General features: G+C 71.6%; 23 protein-coding genes and 1 tRNA gene. 16 read left to right on the top strand and 8 right to left on the bottom strand.

The features are described 5' to 3' along the window. Window positions 1-27 precede the first annotated feature (27 nt). The gene (locus ACFZ8E_RS10240) at window positions 28-1,023 is read left to right on the top strand and encodes a catalase family peroxidase (RefSeq protein ID WP_243988329.1); all 996 of its coding nucleotides are present in this window, start codon (window positions 28-30) and stop codon (window positions 1,021-1,023) included. Between the two features lie 21 nt (window positions 1,024-1,044). On the opposite strand, the gene ACFZ8E_RS10235 is transcribed toward ACFZ8E_RS10240, so the two are convergent. Next, window positions 1,045-1,431, bottom strand: coding sequence for a type II toxin-antitoxin system VapC family toxin (locus ACFZ8E_RS10235; RefSeq protein ID WP_405042727.1), 387 nt, complete (start codon window positions 1,429-1,431; stop codon window positions 1,045-1,047). Further along, on the bottom strand, window positions 1,428-1,661 hold the full coding sequence (locus ACFZ8E_RS10230) for a type II toxin-antitoxin system Phd/YefM family antitoxin (protein WP_405042726.1): 234 nt from the start codon (window positions 1,659-1,661) through the stop codon (window positions 1,428-1,430). Before ACFZ8E_RS10230 ends, ACFZ8E_RS10235 begins: the two co-directional genes overlap by 4 nt. 172 nt (window positions 1,662-1,833) lie before the next feature. On the opposite strand from ACFZ8E_RS10230, the gene lgt reads away from it, so the two are divergent. From lgt to ACFZ8E_RS10205, 5 genes are all read left to right on the top strand, one after another. After that, window positions 1,834-2,721 (top strand): prolipoprotein diacylglyceryl transferase, encoded by an 888-nt coding sequence (gene lgt / locus ACFZ8E_RS10225; protein WP_244028036.1) that lies wholly within the window; start codon window positions 1,834-1,836, stop codon window positions 2,719-2,721. A 4-nt stretch (window positions 2,722-2,725) separates the two neighbouring features. Continuing rightward, window positions 2,726-3,799: a class I SAM-dependent methyltransferase gene (locus ACFZ8E_RS10220; protein ID WP_405042725.1), complete on the top strand. Its 1,074-nt coding sequence runs from the start codon at window positions 2,726-2,728 to the stop codon at window positions 3,797-3,799. Window positions 3,800-3,911: 112 nt separating this feature from the next. Beyond that, complete coding sequence (gene pgeF / locus ACFZ8E_RS10215; protein ID WP_405044366.1) at window positions 3,912-4,682, top strand: peptidoglycan editing factor PgeF; 771 nt, start codon at window positions 3,912-3,914, stop codon at window positions 4,680-4,682. Window positions 4,683-4,952: 270 nt separating this feature from the next. Beyond that, entirely contained in the window at window positions 4,953-5,852 is a 900-nt protein-coding gene (locus tag ACFZ8E_RS10210; protein WP_405042724.1) for an outer membrane protein, read from the top strand. A gap of 214 nt (window positions 5,853-6,066) precedes the next feature. Further along, complete coding sequence (locus tag ACFZ8E_RS10205; RefSeq protein WP_147728242.1) at window positions 6,067-6,813, top strand: DUF2076 domain-containing protein; 747 nt, start codon at window positions 6,067-6,069, stop codon at window positions 6,811-6,813. Window positions 6,814-6,934: 121 nt separating this feature from the next. On the opposite strand, the gene ACFZ8E_RS10200 is transcribed toward ACFZ8E_RS10205, so the two are convergent. Next, window positions 6,935-7,696, bottom strand: coding sequence for a L,D-transpeptidase (locus ACFZ8E_RS10200; protein WP_405042723.1), 762 nt, complete (start codon window positions 7,694-7,696; stop codon window positions 6,935-6,937). A gap of 246 nt (window positions 7,697-7,942) precedes the next feature. On the opposite strand from ACFZ8E_RS10200, the gene ACFZ8E_RS10195 reads away from it, so the two are divergent. The 4 genes from ACFZ8E_RS10195 to moaD all read left to right on the top strand — a co-directional run bounded on the left by ACFZ8E_RS10195 (window position 7,943) and on the right by moaD (window position 11,824). Beyond that, on the top strand, window positions 7,943-8,671 hold the full coding sequence (locus ACFZ8E_RS10195; protein WP_147844133.1) for a chemotaxis protein: 729 nt from the start codon (window positions 7,943-7,945) through the stop codon (window positions 8,669-8,671). A 75-nt stretch (window positions 8,672-8,746) separates the two neighbouring features. Beyond that, a complete protein-coding gene (gene uvrC / locus ACFZ8E_RS10190; RefSeq protein ID WP_147728239.1) occupies window positions 8,747-10,816 on the top strand; it encodes an excinuclease ABC subunit UvrC in 2,070 nt (689 codons plus the stop codon). A 72-nt stretch (window positions 10,817-10,888) separates the two neighbouring features. Beyond that, window positions 10,889-11,488, top strand: a complete 600-nt coding sequence (gene pgsA / locus ACFZ8E_RS10185) for a CDP-diacylglycerol--glycerol-3-phosphate 3-phosphatidyltransferase (protein ID WP_147844136.1) — start codon at window positions 10,889-10,891, stop codon at window positions 11,486-11,488. An 84-nt stretch (window positions 11,489-11,572) separates the two neighbouring features. Beyond that, window positions 11,573-11,824, top strand: coding sequence for a molybdopterin converting factor subunit 1 (gene moaD, locus ACFZ8E_RS10180; protein WP_147844134.1), 252 nt, complete (start codon window positions 11,573-11,575; stop codon window positions 11,822-11,824). Window positions 11,825-11,864: 40 nt separating this feature from the next. Here the strand turns inward: moaD and cmk are convergent, their stop codons facing one another. Then, window positions 11,865-12,512 (bottom strand): (d)CMP kinase, encoded by a 648-nt coding sequence (cmk, locus tag ACFZ8E_RS10175; protein WP_405042722.1) that lies wholly within the window; start codon window positions 12,510-12,512, stop codon window positions 11,865-11,867. Between the two features lie 5 nt (window positions 12,513-12,517). Further along, window positions 12,518-13,867, bottom strand: coding sequence for a 3-phosphoshikimate 1-carboxyvinyltransferase (aroA, locus tag ACFZ8E_RS10170; protein WP_405042721.1), 1,350 nt, complete (start codon window positions 13,865-13,867; stop codon window positions 12,518-12,520). A 342-nt stretch (window positions 13,868-14,209) separates the two neighbouring features. Here aroA and ACFZ8E_RS10165 point away from each other — a divergent pair. Together ACFZ8E_RS10165 and ACFZ8E_RS10160 are read left to right on the top strand one after the other, a co-directional pair. Further along, window positions 14,210-14,285 (top strand) — tRNA-Ala (locus ACFZ8E_RS10165). A 371-nt stretch (window positions 14,286-14,656) separates the two neighbouring features. Beyond that, complete coding sequence (locus tag ACFZ8E_RS10160; protein ID WP_405042720.1) at window positions 14,657-14,875, top strand: hypothetical protein; 219 nt, start codon at window positions 14,657-14,659, stop codon at window positions 14,873-14,875. A gap of 39 nt (window positions 14,876-14,914) precedes the next feature. Here ACFZ8E_RS10160 and pcaD read toward each other — a convergent pair whose 3' ends face one another. Both pcaD and ACFZ8E_RS10150 read right to left on the bottom strand, forming a co-directional pair. After that, complete coding sequence (pcaD, locus tag ACFZ8E_RS10155; protein WP_243945846.1) at window positions 14,915-15,688, bottom strand: 3-oxoadipate enol-lactonase; 774 nt, start codon at window positions 15,686-15,688, stop codon at window positions 14,915-14,917. A gap of 1 nt (window position 15,689) precedes the next feature. Further along, window positions 15,690-16,535 carry a 3-keto-5-aminohexanoate cleavage protein gene (locus tag ACFZ8E_RS10150; protein ID WP_147859419.1) on the bottom strand — a complete coding sequence of 282 codons (846 nt, stop codon included), beginning with the start codon at window positions 16,533-16,535 and terminating at the stop codon, window positions 15,690-15,692. Window positions 16,536-16,712: 177 nt separating this feature from the next. Between ACFZ8E_RS10150 and aroQ the strand changes: the two genes are divergently transcribed. The 3 genes from aroQ to ACFZ8E_RS10135 all read left to right on the top strand — a co-directional run bounded on the left by aroQ (window position 16,713) and on the right by ACFZ8E_RS10135 (window position 18,383). After that, window positions 16,713-17,168 (top strand): type II 3-dehydroquinate dehydratase, encoded by a 456-nt coding sequence (gene aroQ, locus ACFZ8E_RS10145; protein ID WP_147726847.1) that lies wholly within the window; start codon window positions 16,713-16,715, stop codon window positions 17,166-17,168. 140 nt (window positions 17,169-17,308) lie between these two features. After that, window positions 17,309-17,863: a hypothetical protein gene (locus ACFZ8E_RS10140; protein WP_243945848.1), complete on the top strand. Its 555-nt coding sequence runs from the start codon at window positions 17,309-17,311 to the stop codon at window positions 17,861-17,863. An 88-nt stretch (window positions 17,864-17,951) separates the two neighbouring features. Then, window positions 17,952-18,383 carry a DUF2147 domain-containing protein gene (locus tag ACFZ8E_RS10135; RefSeq protein WP_147726843.1) on the top strand — a complete coding sequence of 144 codons (432 nt, stop codon included), beginning with the start codon at window positions 17,952-17,954 and terminating at the stop codon, window positions 18,381-18,383. A gap of 4 nt (window positions 18,384-18,387) precedes the next feature. Here the strand turns inward: ACFZ8E_RS10135 and alaS are convergent, their stop codons facing one another. Then, window positions 18,388-21,066: an alanine--tRNA ligase gene (gene alaS, locus ACFZ8E_RS10130; protein ID WP_405042719.1), complete on the bottom strand. Its 2,679-nt coding sequence runs from the start codon at window positions 21,064-21,066 to the stop codon at window positions 18,388-18,390. A gap of 279 nt (window positions 21,067-21,345) precedes the next feature. Between alaS and ACFZ8E_RS10125 the strand changes: the two genes are divergently transcribed. Then, window positions 21,346-22,542 (top strand): transglycosylase SLT domain-containing protein, encoded by a 1,197-nt coding sequence (locus tag ACFZ8E_RS10125; RefSeq protein WP_405042718.1) that lies wholly within the window; start codon window positions 21,346-21,348, stop codon window positions 22,540-22,542. Window positions 22,543-22,726 lie beyond the last annotated feature (184 nt).

Raw genomic sequence — 22,726 nt, 5'->3', positions numbered from 1 at the left:
GAGGGCCGCCCCGATCCGGAGACCTGCATGACCCGTATTCCACTCCTCCGACGCGCCCTGGCGGGCGGCCTCATGCTCGCCGGTCTGGCCGGCACGCCGGTCTCGGCCGAGGACGGCACCACCGCCGAGCAGACCGTCGACGCGATGAACACGCTCTGGGGGCAGCATCCGGGCATGCGGGCGAACCACGCCAAGGGGACCGTCGTGGAAGGACGCTTCACGCCGAGCGCCGAGGCGGCCAAGCTCAGCAAGGCCTCTGTCTTCTCCGGTGCCGCCGTGCCGGTCACCGCCCGCTTCTCGGACGCCACCGGCCTCCCGACGATCGCAGACGGCGCGGCCAACGCCAACCCGCACGGGCTCTCGCTCAAGTTCAAGCTCGCCGACGGCAGCGAGATGGACGTCGTCACCAACAGCCTGAAGTACTTCCCCGTCGCCACCGGCGAGGAGTTCCGCGACCTGCTCGTCGCGATCGCGAAGAGCGGGAAGGATGCCGGAAAGCCGACGCCGGCCGAGACCTTCGTGGCGAGCCATCCGGCCGCGGGCAAGGCCGGCGCCACCGCCCGGACCCCGACGAGCCTGGCGCGCCAGACCTACAACGGCGTCAACGCCTTCATCCTCGTCGACGCGAACGGCAAGCGGCAGGCCTTCCGCTACCGCATCGTGCCGGTCGAGGGCGAGGAGCTGCTCGGGTCCGAGGAGGCCGCCAAGCAGGCGCCGGACCACCTGATGAGCGAGATCCGCACGCGGCTCGGCAAGGCGCCGGTCTCCTACAAGGTGCTGGCCCAGCTCGCGGAGCCCGGCGACCGGACCGACGACGCGACCCAGCCGTGGCCGGAGGAGCGCCGCCTGGTCGAGATGGGCACCCTGACGCTGACCAAGCCCGTCGCCGACAGCGCGAGCGCCGAGAAGGCGCTGCTGTTCCTGCCGAACGCCCTCACCGACGGGATCGAGGTCTCGGACGATCCCCTGATCGACGCGCGGGTCCAGGCCTACGCGGTCTCGTTCGGGCGGCGCTCGCAGTGACGGCCGGGCGCGTCGCCCGTCTCACCAGATGCGGGTGACGCGCCCGTCGAAGACGGCATCGGCCGAGATCAGCGGCATCGCGCGGATCGGCGCCGTTGCCGCCGGCAGACGGTCGAACGGGTCGCAACGCGACCAATCCATCGTGCCGGCCATGAGGCAGATCTCACCCGTCAGCGCAGAAGTTCTGCCGCCTTGCTGGAGGAGGAGGTCGGCGAGGCTGTCGGCGAAGGGGGCCATGTCAGGCCATTTGCCGAGGCGCACCTTCTGACCGATTTCAAAGAAGGTGATCGGGCTCACATAAACCGTCGCGGCCGCAGATATGCTTTGCCGCGCCGCAAGGGAGAGGCGACGATCGTTGGTGAGCGACCAAGCCCAGGCATGCGTGTCCAGGAGAAGGCTTCCGCTCAACGCCCACCCTCCCACAGGTCGAGCGTGTCGGCGTCCATCGGTTCGAGGAAGTCGGGACCCGGACCTGTCACGCGACCTTCCAGAAGACCGATCTTGAACGTGGTCTTCGGGATGGCGACCAATCGGACGACGGGCTCGCTTCCACGGGCGATGATGACCTCCTCGCCACGCAGAGCTGCTTCGATCAGCTTGGACAGCTGAGTCTTGGCCGCATGGACGGTTATCTGCATCGCACATTCCCAACTATAAGACGGCACGATCTTAGCTAAGTCGACTAGGTTCGCTAGGGAGGCAGGCAGTGCCTCCTCGCCATCGGGCCCGAGGCCTGAGCAAGGACCGATGCCCAGGCTTGACGCCTCCCGGGGCCCACGTCCAATGCCGGCGTTTCCACGGGAGGTCCCGATGCTCTTCGCCCTGCCCTTCCCGGCCATCGATCCGGTCGCCGTCGCGATCGGGCCGATCACCATCAAGTGGTACGCGCTGGCCTACATTGCCGGGCTGATCGGCGGCTGGTTCTACGCCCGCCGCCTGGTGATGGCCGACCGCTACTGGGGCGTGGTGCGGCGCCCGACCACCGCCGACATCGACGACATGATCGTCTGGGTGGCGCTGGGCGTCGTCCTCGGCGGGCGCATCGGCTACGTGCTGTTCTACAATCTGCCGATGTATCTCGACGACCCGATCGAGATCCTGGCGATCCGCAACGGTGGGATGTCGTTCCACGGCGGCTTCCTCGGGGCGATCCTGGCGATGCTGCTGTTCGCGCGCTCGCGAAAGCTCGGCGGCTACACGCTCCTCGATCTGGCCGCCGTGGTCGTGCCGATCGGGCTGTTCTTCGGCCGCATCGCCAACTTCGTGAACGGCGAGCTGTGGGGCCGGGTCGCGCCCGACTTCGCCTATGCCGTCGTCTTCCCCACCGGCGGCCCGCTGCCCCGCCATCCGAGCCAGCTCTACGAGGCCGCGACCGAGGGGCTGCTGCTGTTCATCGTCATGGCGCTCGCGGTGAACCGCTTCGGTTTCCGCAAGCCGGGCCTCCTCGGCGGCATCTTCGTGCTCGGCTATGCCGTCGCGCGGACCGTCTGCGAGCTGTTCCGCGAGCCCGACCGCCAGCTCGGCTACCTGTTCGGCGACCATCTCGGGCCGCTCGGCGGCGGCGTGACCATGGGCATGCTGCTCTGCGTGCCGATGGCCGTGGTCGGGCTGGTCTTCATCGTGCTCGCCGCCCGCGGCGTCACGCGGCCGCGCCATCCCGTCGAGGCCGCCGCGCTGCAGACGGAGACGGCGCGGTGAGGACGTGAGCCCCACGCCCCTCGGCGCCGAGATCGCCGCCCTGATCCGCGAGACCGGGCCGATCGGGATCGACCGCTACATGGCGCTCTGCCTCGGCCATCCGGTGCACGGCTACTACCGCACCCGCGACCCGCTCGGCCCGCGGGGCGACTTCACCACCGCGCCCGAGATCAGCCAGATGTTCGGCGAGCTCGTCGGGGTGTGGATCGCCTCGGTCTGGGCCGCGATGGCGGCGCCGGCCCCGCTGCGCCTGGTGGAGCTCGGCCCCGGCCGCGGCACGCTGATGGCCGACGCGCTGCGGGCGCTGCGCACCGTGGCGCCGACGGCGGCGATCGACCTCCACCTCGTCGAGACCAGCCCGGTGCTGCGGGCGGCGCAGGAGGCGACGCTCGGGGCGGCGACGCCGACCTGGCACGCGGACGTCGCCTCGGTGCCGCCCGGCCCGGCGATCGTCGTCGCCAACGAATTCTTCGATTGCCTCCCCGTGCGCCAGTTCGTGCGGACGGCGCGCGGCTGGTGCGAGCGCCTGGTCGGCCTGGCGGACGGCGCCCTCGCCTTCGGCCTCGCGCCCGACCCGACGGTCGCGATCACCGCCGCGGCGGCCGAGGGGGCGCTGATGACCCTGCCCGCCCCCGCCCTCGAGCTGGCGCGAACCCTGGCGCAACGCGTCCGCGACCAGGGCGGAGCCTTGCTCGTCGTCGATTACGGCCATGTCCGGCCGGGCTTCGGCGACACCCTCCAGGCGATCGCCGGGCATCGCTTCGTCGGGCCGCTCGACGCGCCGGGCGAGGCCGACCTCACCGTGCATGTCGACTTTCCGGCCCTGGCGCGCGCGGCCGCCGAGGCGGGGGCGGCGATCCACGGCCCCGTCGATCAGCGCGCCTTCCTCGATGCGCTGGGTCTTCCCGCCCGCGCGGCCCGGCTGAAGGCGCGCGCGACGCCTGCCCAGGCCGAGGCGATCGCGGCCGCGTCGCTCCGGCTCACCGATCCGGCCCCCGGCGGGATGGGAAGCCTGTTCAAGGCGATGGCGATCACCCAGCCGACCCTTCCGCCGCCGCCGGGATTCGCGCACGGCTGAGGGCGGCGCGGGTGCCATCGTCACCGCCGGCGCCTTCGGTTATCGACGGGCGGACGTGATCCCGCATCGCGGGCGCGAAGTCTCGCCAGGAGCCGCCATGCCAGGAGCCGCCATGTTCGTCGAAGCGCCGGAACTCAGCTCGCATTCGGGCATCCGCCACGCCTTCTTCACCCGGCAGGGCGGCGTTTCCGACGGGCTCTACGCCTCCCTCAACGGCGGGCTCGGCTCGCAGGACAGGCCCGAGGCCGTCGCCGAGAACCGTGCGCGGATGTGCGCGCAGCTCGGGCTGCCGGCGGATCGGCTGGTCAGCCTCTACCAGGTGCATTCCGCGCAGGCCGTCGTGGTCGAGGCGCCGTTCGTCTCGTCGGAGCGCCCGAAGGCCGACGCCATGGTGACGCGGGTTCCGGGCCTCGCCCTCGGGATCGCCACCGCCGATTGCGGCCCGATCCTGTTCGCCGATCCCGAGAACGGCGTCGTCGGCGCCGCCCACGCGGGATGGAAGGGTGCGCTGACCGGCGTGGTCGAGGCCACGGTCGCCGCGATGGAAGGGCTCGGCGCCCGCCGCTCGGCGATCGTCGCGGTGCTCGGCCCGACGATCGCGCAGGGCGCCTACGAGGTGGGCACGGATTTCATGACGCGCTTCCGGGACGAGGCGCCGGGATCGGATCGGTTCTTCGCGGCCGGCACGCGGCCCGACCATGCGCAGTTCGACCTGCCGGGCTTCGTGCTCTCCCGCCTGGAGCAGGCGGAGATCGGAGAAGCCGCCATCCTCGGCCTGTGCACCTATTCCGACCCGGATCGCTTCTACAGCTACCGCCGGACCACGCACCGCGCCGAGGCGGATTACGGCCGGCTGATCTCGGCGATCGCGCTGACGCCGTAGGCGGGTTCCATCGAAGGAACCGCATGCGACAATCTGTCCAGAGGCGGGACGCGAAAAAAGCGTGGCCGCAAGTGAACCTTGACCATTCGCGTGTGTTTATCGGGACAGGTACCAAGGCAACAACGGCGGGGCGCCACAAAGGGGCCGTCTTCAGGACGGTCGGCGTTACCGCGATGCAACAGCATCCTTGGAGCCATTGACTTAAAGACGGGCAATCGGTGCCGGACGGGCCAAAAGGCCGGCGGCACCAGATGGAATGAGGACCAGACCATGAAATCCATGCTTCGGGGCGTCACCGCCCTCGCCGGCATCGCGCTCGCCGGCTCCGCCTTCGCCGCCGACCTTCCGCGTCGCGCCCCGCCGCCGGTGTTCACCCCGGTTCCGGTGTTCACCTGGACGGGCGCCTACTTCGGTATCAACGCCGGCTACGGCTTCGATGCCAGCGATCGCCGCGGCGCCACCGTCGTCGGCGTCTCGCCCGGCAACGCGATCTTCGCCGGCCCGGCCGGCGGCAACACCGGCGGCGTGCTCGCCTTCGGCGGCAGCCGCGGCAACGACGGCTTCACCGGCGGTGGCCAGGTCGGCTACAACTACCAGTTCACCCCGGGCTCGGGCGTCGTGATCGGCATCGAGGCCGACGCGCAGTACGTCGACTTCGGCCAGAACCGCAACCGCTTCTCGGCCACCCCCGGCGTCGTCGGCGGCGGCATCCTGCCCGGCAACCTGATCTACAACCCGTCGGGCCTCTCCAGCCTCGACTACTTCGGCACCGTGCGCGGTCGCCTCGGCTACGCCTTCGACCGCACCCTCGTGTACGGCACCGGCGGCTTCGCCTACGGCAGCGGCGGTGGCCGTGACTTCGGTTCGGGCGTGTCCCGCAACGACTTCCAGACCGGCTGGGCCGCCGGCGCCGGCGTCGAGTACGCCCTGCCGACCGACTCGTTCCTGAACTTCTTCCGCTCTTCGGCCGTGACGCTGAAGGTGGAAGGCCTGTACGTGAACCTCGACCAGGGCGGCCGCAACAACGGCGCCTTCGCCTCCAACTCGACCGGCACCGTGACCCTGACCTCGCCGGGCGTGACCGTCGTGCAGAGCGGCCTGAACCGCAACAACAGCACCGAGTTCGCTGTCGTGCGCGCCGGCCTGAACTACAAGTTCGGCTCGTACTAGGACCTGCCGGATCCGCCGCGGCTCGCCCAGAGCCGCGGTTCGACCCGACCCGAGAAGCCCGGCCGAAAGGCCGGGCTTTTTTCGTCGCACGATCGCATCGTCCTACGGCGAAGATTTCTTCGCCGCCCCTGACAAACCTCGGGCGTGCTCCCCATCTTGGAACCGGTCCATGCGGCGCACGATGCCGCGGGTTCGATTCGAGGAGGACGACTCCATGAACAGCGAAGAACGCGACGTCATCTCCGGCATCTTCCAGCGGCTCGAGCAGGCGTCCAGCCAGCCCCGCGACGCGGATGCCGAGCGCTTCATTGCCGACAAGCTCAGGGCCCAGCCCTATGCGCCCTACGCGATGGCGCAGCTGATCTACGTGCAGGAAGAGGCGATCAAGAGCCTCAACCAGCAGCTCGAGCAGGCCCGCCAGCAACAGGCGCAGCCGCAATCCTCGGGTGGCGGCGGGTTCCTGTCGAGCATCTTCGGCGGCGGTTCGCAGCGCCAGGATCCGCAGCCGCAGCAGCGGGCGGGCGGCGCCTGGGGCAACCAGGGCGGCGCGCCGCAGGGTTATCCGCAGCAAGGGTATCCGCAGCAGGGCTACCCGCAACAGGGGTATCCGCAGGGCGGTCCGCAGCAGGGCGGCCCGTGGGGCGGCCAGCAGCAGGCGCCGGCTCGCGGCGGCGGCTTCATGGCCACGGCCTTGCCGATGGCGGCCGGCGCGGCCGGCGGCATGCTGCTCGGCAGCGCCCTCTCGAACGCCTTCGCCGGCGGCCATTCGAGCCTCGGCAGCGCGGCGGCGGCCGGCCTCGGCGGCGGCACGACGGTCGAGAACAACTACTTCGGCTCGGACGCCGGCGGCACCCAGGATTTCGGTGCGCCGCTCGGCGGCGGGAGCGACACCGCCTTCGACGGCGGCAACGACGACTTCGCCGGCGATCTGGGTGGCGGCGACGACAGCGACTGGGCCTGATCGCGCGGCCCGATCCGGGCGCGGCCTGCTTGGATTGAGCTGGATGACATGCGTCCGACGACGTCGAAGGCTCGGGTCGCTCCTCTCGGCGATCCGAGCCTTCCTGCGTTCGATCCCGCGGTCACATCACTTCGACGCGTGTCCCCACCGGTACGCGTTCGTAAAGGTCGACCACGTCGTCGTTCATCATCCGGATGCAGCCGGACGACACGTTCTGGCCGATCGTGTGCGGCTCGTTGGTGCCGTGGATGCGATAGAGCGACGAGCCGAGATAGAGCGCCCGCGCACCGAGCGGATTGCCGGGGCCGCCTTCCATGTGGCGCGGCAGGTCCGGCCGGCGCGCCAGCATCTCCGGCGGCGGCGTCCAGCCCGGCCACTCGGCCTTGCGGCTGACGGTCTTGAGGCCCGACCAGGCGAAGCCCGGCCGCCCGACGCCGATGCCGTAGCGCATCGCCCGGCCGCCGGGTTGGACGAGGTAGAGATACTTCGACGGCGTATCGATCACGATCGTGCCCGGGCGCTGGGGACCGGAGAACGCGACCTCCTGCCGGGCGTAGCGCGGATCCGGCGCGCGGGCGATGCGGTCGCTCTCGGCAGGTGGGTCGGCCTGGGCGGGCAGGCCCTGAGGCAGCGCCGCGTAGGCTCGCGATGCGACGCCATAGGGTTCGATCGGATCGCCGGATTGTGCCGACGCGCCTGCGTAACCCGGCCGGGCCGCCGCAACGGGGCGGGCACCGCCGCGCGGAGCGACGCCGCCGGTGACGAGGTATTCGATCAGGCCGCCGCCGTATCCGTCGGGCTCGGCATAGCGCGCCTGCGCCTGGACCGCCCCCGACCAGACGGATGCGGCAAGCGCCGCCCCCACGCACCAACTCGTCCGCATCGCCGCACTCCCGCACCACGGCCGGGCTCGATGCCGGCCGTCATGGTTGAGAGGGTCGGACCGGGACGCGCGACATTCGATGAAGGAACGTGGTGAATCGGTCGCGGACGGGCTTCGCTGCCCCGGTCGTCACGAAGCAACGTGAATCGACTGTAAATCCGACCGAATGCTTTCGATCTTCAGCAAACTGCAACCGTTCCTGGTCCTAGATCGGATCCGGGTTTCCAAGACGGCCGGTTCGAACCGATGACTCACAAGCGCTACCGCATCGAGGACAGCCTCGGCCTCCCGCCCGCGGCGGGGACGACGATGTCCAGTGCCGGGCCCGTGGAGGGCGGGGCGCGCCTCGACGAGATCCTCTCGGCGATCCAGGACCTGCGCCGCATCACCCAGTCGAGCGCCGGCGAGACCATCGAGGCGTGCCGCCGCGAGCTGTCCGAAGCCTTGGCGATGCGCTCCGAGCTCGACGTGATGAAGGCGGCGATCACCAACACCCGCGACGAGATCGCGGCTCTGTATCATTCCGAGTCCAACGGCAAGGGCATGCGCCGCGCCGCCGACGAGCTGGGCGCCGTGGTCGGGTCGACCGAGCGCGCGACGTCGACGCTGCTCACCGCGCTGGAGGAGATCGAGGCGAGCGCCAACATCCTGCGGGCCGGCAACCTCGGCAAGGGCGGCCAGGACAAGGTCGACGTCATCCTCGACCGCGTCATCGTCGCCTACGAGGCCTGCAATTTCCAGGACCTGACCGGCCAGCGCATCAGCAAGATCGTCAACGTCCTGAGCTTCGTCGAATCCCACCTCGACCGCATGATCGCCGCCTGGAGCGGCCTCGACGGGTTCCGCGACGTGTTCTCCGCCGGCCCCGCCGCCGTCGTCGATCCGGACGACGAGCGCTCGCTCCTGAACGGCCCGAAGCTCGACGAGGATCCGGGCCACGTCGACCAGTCGGACATCGACGCGCTGTTCGGCTGAGGGCCGAGGTCCGCCGGTACGCCTTTGCGCATCGCGCCCCTTCCCTCGCCAGTTTCGCGGGCTTAGATCACGGCGATGAGCCGGAGAGTCCCGTCAGGTCGCGCCACCGAGGATCTGCCCCAGGAGGCCTTCGACGACGAGGCTTTCGACGAGGAGCGGGACGAGGCCGAGCCGGCGCAGGCCGACGAGGCGCCCGAGATCGACTTCGATTTCGAGCCCGGCGCCGTCGAGGCCGGCACGGAGGTGATCCGCCGGTTCTGGACGACGCTGCCCTCCGGGCCCGGCGTCTACCGGATGTTCGATGCCAAGGGCGACGTGCTCTACGTCGGCAAGGCGAAGAACCTGAAGGCCCGGGTCGGCTCCTACGCCCGCGGGCAGGCGCATTCCAACCGCATCGCGCGGATGATCTCGCAGACGGCGGCGATGGAGTTCGTCACCACCGCCACCGAGACCGAGGCGCTGCTGCTCGAGGCGAACCTGATCAAGCAGCTGAAGCCGCGCTTCAACGTGCTGATGCGGGACGACAAGTCGTTCCCCTACATCCTCGTCACCGCCGACGGCCCGGCACCGCAGATCGTCAAGCATCGTGGCGCCCGCCGCCGCAAGGGCAGCTATTACGGCCCCTTCGCCAGCGTCTGGGCGGTGAACCGCACCGTGAACGCCCTGCAGCGGGCCTTCCTGCTGCGCACCTGCACCGACAGCTACTACGAGAACCGCACCCGGCCCTGCCTGCTGTTCCAGATCAAGCGCTGCTCCGGCCCCTGCACCGGCGAGATCGCGCTGGAGGATTATGCCGGCATGGCCGACTCGGCCAAGAACTTCCTCGCCGGGAAGTCCAACGCGGTGAAGGACCGGATGCGCACCGAGATGCAGGCGGCCTCCGACGCGATGGAGTTCGAGCGTGCGGCCCGCTTCCGCGATCGGATCAGCGCGCTCTCGGCGATCCAGGGCGTGCAGGGCGTCAACACGCAAGGGGTCGAGGAGGCCGACGTGTTCGCCCTCGACGAGCAGGCCGGGCAGTTCTGCATCGAGGTGTTCTTCTTCCGCAACTTCCAGAACTGGGGCAACCGCGCCTACTTCCCCAAGGCCGACCGCTCGATGACCCCGGACGAGGTGCTGGGCTCGTTCATCGGCCAGTTCTACGACACGATGCCGGCGCCCCGGCTGGTGCTGACGAGCCACGCGGTCGAGGATGCGGAGCTGGTCGCCGCCGCGCTCTCCAGCCAGGTCGCCTACCGGGTCGAGCTGCACCAGCCCCAGCGCGGCGAGCGCAAGGCGCTCGTCGACTACGCCCAGCGCAACGCCAAGGAGGCGCTCGGCCGCCGGCTCGCCGACACCGCGTCGCAGGGCAAGCTGCTGGTGGCGCTGGGCCAGGCCTTCGCCCTCGAGAAGACGCCGCGACGGATCGAGGTCTACGACAACTCCCACATCATGGGCACCAACGCGGTCGGCGGCATGGTCGTCGCCGGCCCGTCCGGCTTCATGAAGACGCACTACCGCACCTTCAACATCAAGTCGGAGGAACTGACGCCCGGCGACGATTACGGGATGATGCGCGAGGTGCTGCAGCGCCGCTTCAAGCGCCTGGTGAAGGAGGCGCCGCGCACCGTCGCCGAAGCCGCCTTCGCCGCGACCGAGGGCGGTCCGGCGGAGCCGGTGGCCGAGGCGCCCGAGGATGCCGACGCGTTCCCCGCCTGGCCCGACCTCGTGCTCATCGACGGCGGCAAGGGCCAGCTCGACGCCGCGCGCAAGGCGCTGGAGGAGATCGGCGTCGCCGACGTGGCGCTGGTCGGCATCGCCAAGGGGCGCGACCGGGACGCCGGCCGCGAGACCTTCTTCATCCCCGGCCGGCCGGCGTTCAAGCTGCCGCCGCGCGATCCCACGCTCTACTTCGTGCAGCGCCTGCGCGACGAGGCGCACCGCTTCGCCATCGGCACCCACCGGGCCAAGCGCAAGCGCGAGCTGGTGCGCAACCCGCTCGACGAGATCGCCGGCATCGGCCCGAGCCGCAAGCGCGCGCTCCTGCACCAGTTCGGCACCGTGAAGGCGATCGAGCGGGCGGCCTACGAGGACCTCGCCAAGACGCCCGGCGTGAACGCCGCCACCGCGCGCGCCGTCTACGACTTCTTCCATGCGGGCGGCTGACGCATGAGCGACGGCATCGGCGACGCATCGGAACGGTTGACGCTCAGGCAGGCGCATGATTTCACCGGCCCGATGAACGCCGTCCTCCCCCGACGCCGGTCGCAGGCCTGGACGCTCGCGAACTGCCTGACCTACGGCCGCCTCGTCGCCGTCCCGGTGATGGTCGCGCTGCTGTTCTGGCCCGACGCGATCACCATGCGCTTCACGGCGCTGGCGGTGTTCGTGCTCGCCGCGATCACCGACTACCTCGACGGCTACGTCGCCCGCACCTACGCGCAGAGCTCGGCGCTCGGCCGGATGCTCGATCCGATCGCCGACAAGCTGCTGGTCGCCGCCTGCCTGCTGATGCTGGTGGCCGACCGCACCATCGTCGGCGCCTCCGTCTGGGCGGCGATCGTGATCCTGTGCCGCGAGGTGCTGGTCTCGGGCCTGCGCGAGTACCTCGCCGAGCTGAAGGTCGGCGTGCCGGTGAGCAAGGTCGCCAAGTGGAAGACCACGGTGCAGCTCGTGGCGCTGGGCTTCCTCGTCGCGGGGCCGGCCGGCGAGACGATCCTGCCCGGCACCGAGCGGATCGGCCTCGTCCTGCTCTGGCTCGCCGCCGCCCTGACGCTGTGGACCGGCTGGGACTACATGCGCGCCGGCATCAAGCACGTGATCGACGATCCGCGATAGGGTGATCCCGCCAGGCTTCCTCGCCCGCTGCGGCAGAGGGAGAAGCGACCTCGTGCATCGGGTGCGACCCGAGGAAACCGAACCATGAAGCTCGTCTATTTCGCCTGGGTGCGCGAGCGCGTCGGACGCCCCGAGGAGACTGTGACGCCGCCGGCCGAGGTCGCGACGGTGGGCGACCTGATCGGCTGGCTCAAGGGGCGGGGCGAGGAATACGCCCACGCCTTCGAGCAGGACGGCGTGGTCCGCGCCGCGATCGACAAGGTCCACGCCAAGCCCGACGCACCGATCGCGGGCGCGCGGGAGATCGCGTTCTTCCCACCGATGACCGGCGGCTAGGACCGACGCTGGCCGAGCGCCACCACCGCCCCGGTCATCGTCACTGCGCGCGGGCGCGGTCGACCACCGCGCGGGCGGCGGCGAAGGCCTCGTCGGCGTCGAGATGGGTGGTGTCGAGCCGTACCGCGTCGTCGGCCGCCCTGAGCGGCGCCGTGCTCCGCGCCGCGTCCCGGGCGTCCCGCGCCTCGATGTCGGCGAGGATGGCGGCCAGCGTCGTCGTCTCGCCGCGGCTCTCGAGCTCGCGGTGGCGGCGGCGGGCGCGCTCGGTGGCGTCGGCGGTGATGAACAGCTTCACGCGCGCGTCCGGGCACACCACCGTGCCGATGTCGCGCCCGTCGAGCACCGCGCCGGCGCTGGTGCCGGCGAAGCGCTGCTGCCACGCGAGCAGGGCCGCGCGCACCGCCGGCACCGCCGAGATGCGCGAGGCCGCCTCCCCCATCGCCCGGTCGCGCAGGCGCGGGTCGGCGAGGCGGTCGGCGATCAGGCCCTCGGCCGCCCGCGCCGCGGCGGCCTCGTCGTCGAGGGAAGCGCCGGCGTCGAGCAGGGTCAGCGCGACGCCGCGATAGAGCAGGCCGGTGTCGAGGTGGGGCAGGCCGTAGTGCCGGGCGAGGCGCTGGGCGAGCGTGCCCTTGCCGGAGGCGGCCGGGCCGTCGATGGCGATGACCATGGCTGTCGGGTTGTCGGGCATCGGGCCTATTCCCCGATCCCGGCGCCGAGCGCCTGCATCGTCGGCAGGAAGCTCGGGAAGCTCGTGGCGATCATCGCGCCGTCGTCGACGGTGACCGGCTCGGCGGTGGCCAGCCCCATCACGAGGAACGCCATGGCGATGCGGTGGTCGAGATGGGTCGCGACCGTGCCGCCCCCGGGCGGCGCGGCGCCGTCGCCGTGGACGAGGAGGTCGTCGCCCTCGATCAGGTGGGCGACGCCGTTGGCCTTGAGCCCGGCGGCGACCGCGGCGAGGCGATCCGATTCCTTGACCCGCAACTCGTGCAGGCCGTTCATCCGCGTGGTGCCCTGGGCGAAGGCGGCGGCGACCGCGAGCACCGGGTACTCGTCGATCATCGCCGGCGCCCGCTCGGCCGGCACGTCGACGCCCTTGAGGCGGCTCGCGCGCACGCGCAGATCGGCGACGGTCTCGCCGCCCTCCTCGCGCTCGCGCAGGCGCTCGATGTCGGCGCCCATCTCGATGAGCGTCGTGATCAGCCCGGTGCGCAGCGGGTTCATCATCACGCCCTCGATCGTGATCTCGGAGCCGGGCACGATCAGCGCCGCCACCAGCGGGAAGGCGGCCGACGACGGGTCGGCCGGCACCACCACCTCGGTGCCGCGCAGCGTCGGCTGGCCGGTGAGCGCGACCGCGCGGCCGTGGCCGTCCGGCCCGTGCGGGGTGACGGAGACCTCGGCGCCGAACAGGCGCAGCATCCGCTCGGTGTGGTCGCGGGTGGCCGCGGCCTCGATCACCGTGGTGGTGCCCGGGGCGTTGAGGCCGGCGAGGAGCACCGCGGACTTGATCTGCGCCGAGGCGGCCGGCGTCTCGTAGCGGATCGGGATCGCCTCGCGCGGGCCGCGCAGCGTCAGCGGCACGCGGCCGCCCTCGGCCTCCGCGAGCACCTGGGTGCCCATCAGCCGGAGCGGATCGAGGATGCGGCGCATCGGCCGGCTGCGCAGGGAAGCGTCGCCGTCGAAGGTCGCCGTGACCGGCTGGCCGCCGACGACGCCCATCATCAGCCGCGAGCCGGTGCCGGCATTGCCGAAGTCGAGGGTCTCGGCCGGATCGGACAGGCCGCCGATGCCGACGCCGCGCACCACCCAGCGTCCCTCCCCCAGGCGCTCCATGGAGGCGCCGAGCGCGCGGGCCGCGGCCGCGGTGCGCAGCACGTCGTCGCCCTCCAGCAGGCCCTCCACCCGCGTCTCGCCGATGGAGAGCAGGCCGAGGATCATCGCGCGGTGCGAGATCGACTTGTCGCCCGGCGGCCGCAGCCGTCCGCGCAGGGGCGCGCCGGGCGCGGCGGAAAGCGGGGTCGGCTCGGAATCGTGCGACACGGGCGGTCAACTTCGCGAGGGATCCGGGCCGGGGCCGCGGGATCGCCGGAGGAGGCGCTGAGGCGCCGAAAAGCCGGTGCGACGCGTGGCGCCGCGCGGGAACATGGGGCGGTCGGTTATCACGCGCGCCGCGATCCGTCATCCGAGCTGCGGCGCCGATCCGACGGTCCGCCGCCGCCCTGGATGCATCGAATGTCGCCGGCGAACGATCGCCGATCGCTTTTCCGAAAAAAGGGGGTTGAGTCCGATCCGAGGCCCGCCTATAGAACCGCCCTCGCCGGACGGCATCGCCGGGCCAGCGAGACACCAGCGCGGACCTCCAGAGCCGCGGTGGACGAGAGTGGGGCCTTAGCTCAGCTGGGAGAGCGCTTCCATGGCATGGAAGAGGTCATCGGTTCGATCCCGTTAGGCTCCACCACTCTCCCTCTCAGACGCGGATGCGGTTGTCCGAGAGGGGGTCGGCATGGACGATCTTCCATCGCTGCCCCGTACGATCTTGTACCGTTATCTCGTACGATAGGCAGGCCGCCGCCACGTCTGCGACCGAGACCAGGTACGGTTTCTATCTGCCGTCGAACGGCGCGGTTTTCAGAAGAATCTGTCGTTACGGGCTGCCGTCGGGTTCGCCGACGCTGGTGACTGCATCACGCGCGGATGACGTGCGCGCTTATTGTCGACCGATCGCATCGACCCTCACGGCTCGCGTCGACGGTCGTCGCGCGAGGGAGGCCGGAACCGAACCGCCGATCGCGACCTTACATCTTCAATCACTGGTTGTGTGAGGCTGTGATGGTTGCGATCGTGGTGGCGGCGGTCTTCGGCGCGGGACTGTCGATCCTGCTCCTGGCCAAGTTCGGCCTCCTCATGGCGCTGCTGGCGATCCCCCTCGGCGGGAGCACCGCGGGCATGGCGGCCGCGATCGGCCTCGCCGCGGCGCGCGATCGGCGCCCGCCGAACCGGATCGGCCGGAGACCTGCGATGGCGCGGCCCGCCACCATCGTCCGCTGACGCCGCAGCTCGCACCGCGACGCCGCTTTCGGCTGGCGCCTACCGGTGCCGGTCGAGGAACTGCGCGAGGTAGGCGCCGGCCGCGTCCGGCCGCTCGACGGCGAGGAGGTGGGCGGCGTGCGGCAGCGTCACCAGTTCCGCCTGGGGGATGCCCCGGCAGATCTCCTCGGCCATCGCGGGCGGCGTCGCGGGATCCTCGCGGCCGGCGACGACCAGCGTCGGGGCGGTGATCGCCGAGAGGCGTGGGCGCAGGTCCATGCGCCCGATCGCGCCGCAGCAGACCGCGTAGCCGGCCGCATCGCAGGCCGTGAACGCCGTGCGGATCGGCGCGACCACCTCCGGATGCCGTTCGGAGAAGCCCGGCGTGAACCAGCGGCCGAGGGTCGCTGCGACGATCGCCTGCGGTCCCGCCTCGCGCACCGTCGCGGCGCGCGCGTTCCAGCTCGCTTCGCTCGGCATGTGGGCGGCCGTCGCCATCAGGGTCAGGCTCGCCACGCGGTCGGGCGCGGCGCTCGCCAGCGCCTGCATCGTCATGCCGCCGAGCGACAGGCCGACGGCGTGGATGCGGTCGATGCCGAGCCCGTCGAGCAGCGCGAGCAGGTCGCCGGCGAGATCGTCGATCTCGGCCGGCGCGTCCCGCGTCGCCGAGCCGCCATGGCCGCGGGTGTCGTAGCGCAGGATGCGGTAACGGTCGGCCAGGTGCGGCACCACCGCGTCCCACATGGCGAGCGTCGTCCCGAGCGAGTTGGAGAACGCCACCACCGGTGCGTCCTCCGGGCCGGTGAGGATGTGGTTCAGAGGCTGGTGAGCCATTTCAAGCCGCCAGCCCGAGGGCGGCGCGGGCCTCGGCCGGTGTCGCCGGCCGGCGGCCGTGGCGGCGCACCGCCTCGGCGGCGAGCCCGACGAGCTCGGCGTTGCTCGCGGCGAGCCGGTCCTTGGCGATGCGGATGTTGTCCTCGAGCCCGGTGCGCACCGCATCGGCGCCGCGCGCCAGCGCCCACTCCATCACCACCGCCTGGTTGCGGCCGATCCCGGCTGCCGTCCAGGTCGCCCCGGGCAGGATGCGCCGGGTCTCGGCCAGCAGGATGTCGAGCAGGTGCTCGTCGGCCGGCATCGCGTTCTGGACGCCCATCACGAACTGCACGTGCGGCCGCGCGTCGATCAGGCCGGCCTCGACGAGGCGGCGGGCGCCGTGGAGGTGCGACAGGTCGAAGATCTCGATCTCCGGCCGCACGCCGAAGCGCGTCATCTGCGTGGCGAGGTCGGTGACGAGGGCGGCCGGATTCTCGTAGACGATGGTCGGGAAGTTGACCGAACCGGTCGAGAGCGAGGCCATGTCCGGCCGGTGCTGCAGCGAGAGACCCCGGCTCGCCGGGTCGCGCCCGCGCCCGCCGGTGGAGAACTGCACCACGAGGCCGGGGCAATGCTTGCGCAGGCCCTCCTGCACGGCGGCGAAGCGGTCGGGATCGGAGGACGGGGTCTCGTCGTCGTTGCGCACGTGGATGTGGGCCAGCGTCGCCCCCGCCTCGAAGGCCTGGTGCGTCGACTCGATCTGCTCGGCCACCGTCACGGGAAGCGCCGGGTTGTCCGCCTTGCGCGGCACCGAGCCGGTGATCGCCACCGCGATCACCACGGGCGCGCTGGTCTCGATCTGGCTCATGGTCCCTCCGTGGCTCGGCCGCGTCCTCGCGCGATTCTCGCGGGATGTAGACCGCCGCGCCCGCGCGCAAAGCCCGGGGCGGAGACAGCGCCGCCGCTCTGTCGGCCCGCTTGATGCCGCGGCCGCGGCGGTTCATGGGTCGAGCGTCCGTGCGCGGGCCGCGCGAAGGAGGATGTCATGAGCCGTCTCGTCACCGTGCTGAACGGCCCGAACCTGAACCTCCTCGGCCGGCGCCAGCCGGAGATCTACGGCCACGAGACCCTGGCCGACGTCGAGGCCGCCTGCCGGGCGCTCGCCGGCGAGCTCGGGCTCGCGCTGCAGTTCCGGCAGTCGAATCACGAGGGCGCGTTGATCGACTGGATCCACGCGGCGCGGGACGAGGCCGCCGGCATCGTCATCAACCCGGCCGCCTTCACCCATACCTCGGTGGCGCTGCTCGACGCGCTCAACGCCTTCGACGGCCCGGTGATCGAGGTTCACATCTCGAACGTGCACAAGCGCGAGGCCTTCCGGCACCACTCCTACGTCTCGCTGCGCGCCGACGGCGTGATCGCCGGGCTCGGCACCGAGGGTTACGGCCTGGCGCTGCGCCGCGTCGCGACGTTGATCGGCCAAGCTGAAGCGGTGCGCTGATGCGGGACGGGGCGGTGGGCCGGGCGGGCAGCGCGCACGCGGCGCATGGACGGTTCGGCCGCCGATGCCTATGGCGTAGCGCGAGCCCGCCTCCGTCGGTCCGGGCGCTCCTCCTGCTTGCGATGGCGATGTTCGGTTCGATGCGTCCCGTCTCGGCCGAACCGGTTCCGCCGCCCGAGGCGACGACGGGACTGATCGAGGCCCTCCAGGCCCGCATCCTGTCCGGCCACAGCGCGACCGCGGTGCTGGAGGCGTGGTGCGCCGAGCGCGGCCTGTCGGCCGAGCCGCACCTCGTCGCCCGCCGGGTCCCGGGGGCCGAGAAGCCCCTCGACGCGGCGCAACGCAAGCGTCTCGGCCTCGCGCCGGACGAGCCGGTCCGCTACCGGCGCGTCCGGCTCGCCTGCGGCGTCCACGTCCTGTCCGAGGCCGACAACTGGTACGTGCCGGGCCGGCTGACGCCCGCCATGAACGCGGCCCTGGACGAGACCGACGCGCCGTTCGGCCGGGTGGTGCGCCCGCTCGCGCCGACCCGCCGCAACGTCGCGCTCCGCCCGCTCCGCGATCCCGGCGCCCCCGCCCCGAGTCCGGACGACCCGCTGTTCGAGGTCGACGCGGTGCTCGCGACCGGGGCCGGCCTGCCGTTCTGCGAGGTCGCCGAGACCTATCTCGGGGCCGTGCTCGGGCGCGGACCTTAGCGGCCGCCGCTGCGTCTTGCGGGACTTCGGTGCGCACGGCTATTGCCGGGCCGATCGCCCGGACGGGCGGCACGCTCGGAGGATCCGCATGAGACCGGCAACTGTGTTCGCTCCCACCCTCTTCGCCGCCTGCCTCGTCGCGTCCTGCCTCGTCGGTAGCGGCGCGCAGGCGCAAAAGGCCGCCGACCCGGCCGGGATCTGGCTGACAGAGACCGGCGACTCGAAGGTGCGGCTGACGCGGTGCGGCGCCGGCTTCTGCGGCACCATCGTCAGCACCGCGGGCAAGGGCCTCGACGCCAACAACCCGGACCCGGCCCTGCGCACCCGCAGCGTCGTCGGCGTCCAGATCGTCAACGCCACGAGCCCGTCGGGCGACGGCTATTCCGGCACCCTCTACAACCCGAAGGACGGGAAGACCTATTCCGGCTCGCTCAAGATGACCGGCCCGAACGCGATCGAGGTCTCGGGCTGCGTGATGAGCGTCTTCTGCAAGCGCCAGACCTGGAAGCGGGTGGGCTGAGCCGTCAGCCCGCCGCCACCGCCGCGGTGATCGCGTCGAGGGCGGCCTTCGCGCCGGCGCCCTCCGGGCCGCCGGCCTGGGCCATGTCGCGGCGGCCGCCGCCGCCCTTGCCGCCGAGATGGCCTGCGCCGGCCCGCACCAGGGCGACGGCGTCGTAGCGCTCGGTGAGGTCCGGGGTGACGCCGACCACGAGGCCGGCCTTGCCGTCGGCGCCGACGCCGACGATGGCGACGATGCCGGAGCCGAGCTTCTGCTTGCCGGCATCGGCCAGGCTCTTGAGGTCGCGCATCTCGACGCCCTCGATCGCCCGCGCCATCAGCTTGACGCCGGCCACCTCGGTCGCCTCGTCGCCGCCTCCGGCGCTGCCGCCCATCGCCAGCTTCTTGCGCAGGTCCGAGACCTCGCGCTCCAGCCGGCGGCGATCCTCCAGCAGCCCGGAGAGCCGGTCGGACACCTCCGCCACCGGCGCCTTGAGCTGGGAGGCCAGCGCCCCGAGGGTGCGGCTCTCCTCGCCGCGGTGGCGGCGGGCGGCGTCGGCGGTCATCGCCTCGATGCGGCGCACCCCGGCGCCGACCGCGCTCTCGGCGAGGATCGTGATGGTGCCGATGTCGCCGGTGCGCGCGGCGTGCGTGCCGCCGCAGAGCTCGATCGAGAAGTTCGGCAGGCGGCCGCCCTCGATCTCCGTGCCGGCATCGTCCACCGGCCGGCCCATGGAGACGACGCGGACCTCGTCGCCGTACTTCTCGCCGAACAGCGCGCGCGCCCCGGACTCGATTGCCTCGTCCACCGCCATCAGCTTGGTCACCACCGGCACGTTCTGCAGCAGCACCGCGTTGGCGATGTCCTCGACGCGGGAGAGCTCGGCCGCCTCGATCGGCTTCGGGTGGCTGATGTCGAAGCGCAGGCGCTCGGGGGAGACCAGCGAGCCCTTCTGCGCGACGTGGTCGCCGAGCACCTGCCGCAGGGCCTCGTGCAGCAGATGGGTGGCGGAATGGTTGGCGCGGATCGCGGCCCGGCGGGCGTGGTCGACCTTCAGCTCGACGGCCTGGCCGAGGCTCAGGGTGCCCGCCTCCACGGTGACGTGATGGACGAACAGGTCGCCGAGCTTCTTCTCGGTGTTGGTCACGCGAGCCTTCAGCCCCGGCGCGGCGAGCGTGCCGGTGTCGCCGACCTGTCCGCCGGATTCGGCGTAGAACGGCGTCTGGTTGGCGATGAGCAGCCCGCTCTCACCGGCCTGCAGGGCCTGGACCTCGGCGCCGTCGCGCAGCAGCGCCGTCACGACGCCCTCGGCGCTCTCGGCCTCGTAGCCCAGGAACTCGGTGGCGCCGGTCCGGTCGCGCACCGAGAACCACACCGTCTCGGTGGCGGCCTCGCCCGAGCCCGACCACGCCGCGCGCGCCGCCTGCTTCTGGCGCTGCATCGCGAGTCCGAACGCCTCCGTGTCGACGCCGATGCCCCGGGCCTTCAGGGCGTCCTGCGTCAGGTCGAGGGGGAAGCCGTAGGTGTCGTAGAGGGTGAAGGCGGTCTCGCCGGCGAGGTTCTGGCCGGCGGCGAGGTCGCGGGTCTCGGCGTCGAGGATCGCGAGGCCGCGCTCCAGGGTGCGGCGGAAGCGTGTCTCCTCGAGGCGCAGGGTCTCGGAGATCAGGCTCTCGGCCCGCACCAGCTCGGGGTAGGCCTGGCCCATCTCCCGCACCAGCGTCGGCACGAGGCGGAACATCGCCGGCTCGCGCGAGCCGAGCAGCTCGAGGTGGCGCATGGCGCGGCGCAGGATGCGGCGCAGCACGTAGCCGCGGCCCTCGTTGCCCGGCAGCACGCCGTCGGCGATCAGGAAGGAACCGGCGCGCAGGTGGTCGGCGATCACCCGGTAAGAGGCGACGTTCGCGGGCTCGGGCGGGCGGCCGACCGCGTGCGACACGGCATCGATCAGCGACCGGAACAGGTCGGTCTCGTAGTTCGAGGTCACGCCCTGGAGGATCGCGGCCATGCGCTCCAGGCCCATGCCGGTGTCGATCGACGGCCGCGGCAGGACCAGCCGGTTGCCCGGCTCGACCTGCTCGTACTGCATGAACACGAGGTTCCAGAACTCGAGGAAGCGGTCGCCGTCCTCGTCGGGCGAGCCGGGCGGGCCGCCGGCGAGCCCCGGGCCCTGGTCGATGAAGATCTCCGAGCACGGCCCGCAGGGGCCGGTGTCGCCCATCTGCCAGAAGTTGTCCGAGGTGCCGATGCGGATGATCTTGTCGTCGGAAAAGCCGGCGATCTTCTTCCAGAGCGTCGCCGCCTCGTCGTCGTCGGCATAGACCGTGACGAGGAGCCGGTCCGGCTTGAGGCCGAACTCCTTGGTGATCAGGGTCCAGGCCAGCTCGATCGCCTGCGGCTTGAAGTAGTCGCCGAAGGAGAAGTTGCCGAGCATCTCGAAGAAGGTGTGGTGGCGCGCGGTGTAGCCGACGTTGTCGAGGTCGTTGTGCTTGCCGCCGGCGCGGACGCATTTCTGCGCCGTCGTCGCCCGCACGTAGGGCCGCTTCTCGACGCCGGTGAAGACGTTCTTGAACTGCACCATGCCGGCGTTGGTGAACATCAGCGTCGGGTCGTTCTTCGGCACCAGCGAGGACGACGGCACGATCGTGTGCCCCGCACCCGCGAAGTAGTCGAGGAAGGCCGACCGGATCTCGTTGACGCCGCTCATCGGATAACTCTGTGCTGGGCCGGGCTTTTTCGCGCGGCGACGCCCGGCCGTCCCGGGCCGTTCGTCGCGGATGCGCCCTCATACGGAGGGACGGGCGCCAAGTCACGGGCTCACATCGCGCCTCACCATCGCCGGAGGTACGGGTGATGGCCGGCCGGCCCCCGGAAACCGCCGGCAGGACCGGAATGGTCCAGCCTCGGCCGTGTTGTCGCCACATCTGTCAAGCCAGATCGGGGGGTGGCGCCGCCATCGGCGCGAAACCGGGATTTTGGGACGCACATGCAGGGCCGCACCGTCGGAACGTCTCGCAAGGCCATCGCGTCCGGCTCCGCCGCCGTCGGCAAGGGCGCGTCCAAATCGGCGTCCACGGGCCGCATCGGGGCGGGCGCCACCGACTGCATCACCCTTTCCGCCCCGGTCGGCCGCGGCCACGGCAGCCGTCCGGCGCTCGCCCGCTCCGTCCTGTCGATGTCGCTGTTCGCCGGCGCGCTGAGCGCGCTGCTGATCGGCTCGGGCGTCGAGCTCGGCAAGATCGGCCTCGAGAATGCGGTGTCCTCGGCCCAGGCCGCCACCGAGATCCCGATGCCGCGCCCCCGCATCCAGGTGAGCGCGCTGCCGCCCGTCGTCGCCGAGCCGCCGGTGGTGCTGCGCGCCTCCTCGGCCTTCGCCGCGGTCCACGATCTCGACACCGAGCTCGGGTCCAACGCGGTCGACCGGGTCTCCTACGACTTCCTGCTCTCGGAGAGCGCCGGCGGCGACCCGAACGACGTGCTCGAGTTCGGGCCGATGAAGATCCGCCGCCACATCGTCCAGACCATCGTCCGCGCCGCCCAGGCCGTGCAGACCGACCCGGTGCTGCTGATGGCGGTGGCCGACAAGGAGTCGAGCTTCATCACCGCCGTGCAGGCCAAGACCTCCTCGGCCACCGGCCTTTACCAGTTCATCGAGCGGACCTGGCTCGGCTGCGTGCGCGACTTCGGCGCCAAGTACGGGATGGAGAAGGAGGCGGCGCTGATCGTCGCCGATTCAAACGACCGGCCGACGGTGACGGACGCCGCCGAGCGCACTCGGATCCTCGAGCTGCGCCGCGATCCCTACCTCTCGGCGCTTCTGGCGGGCGAGATGCTGAAGCGCGACGCCGCCCGCATCGCCCTGCGGATCGGGCGCGAGCTGTCTCTGGGCGAGGTCTACCTCGCCCACTTCCTCGGGCCGGACGATGCCGAATCGTTCCTCGCCCAGGTCGTCGACAAGCCCGGCGCCGCCGCGGCCAAGCTGCTGCCGGGCCCGGCGCGGGCCAACCGCTCGATCTTCTTCGCTTCCGAGCGCAACCGCCGCCGCAAGGCCGCGAGCCTGTCGGTCGCGCAGGTCCACGAGAAGTTCGAGGCGATGATGAGCGCCCGCGGCGCGCGCTACCGCGACGTCCGCGCCGTGTCGGGCGTGATGGCCTACGCCGACGCCGACGCGGCCGCCCGCTAGGATCGGCCGCCCCGGGTATCTCGGGCGCTCCAGGTATCGGGCGCCTCGGGGATCGGCCGTCCGCAAGGATCAAACGGCCGCCTGAATCGTGAAGCCGGCGCAACTGACTGCGCTTTCCCGACTTCTTTCTTCAAGCGACTCCGCATCCGCGGCCCGCGACGCGAAGACTTCGGGGGAAGTTCTT

It is taken from the genome of Methylobacterium sp. HMF5984, assembly GCF_045033435.1.
Classification (GTDB): Bacteria; Pseudomonadota; Alphaproteobacteria; order Rhizobiales; family Beijerinckiaceae; genus Methylobacterium.
The sequence above is the reverse complement of the archived record's forward strand: the minus strand, read 5'-3'. Positions and strand labels throughout refer to the sequence as shown.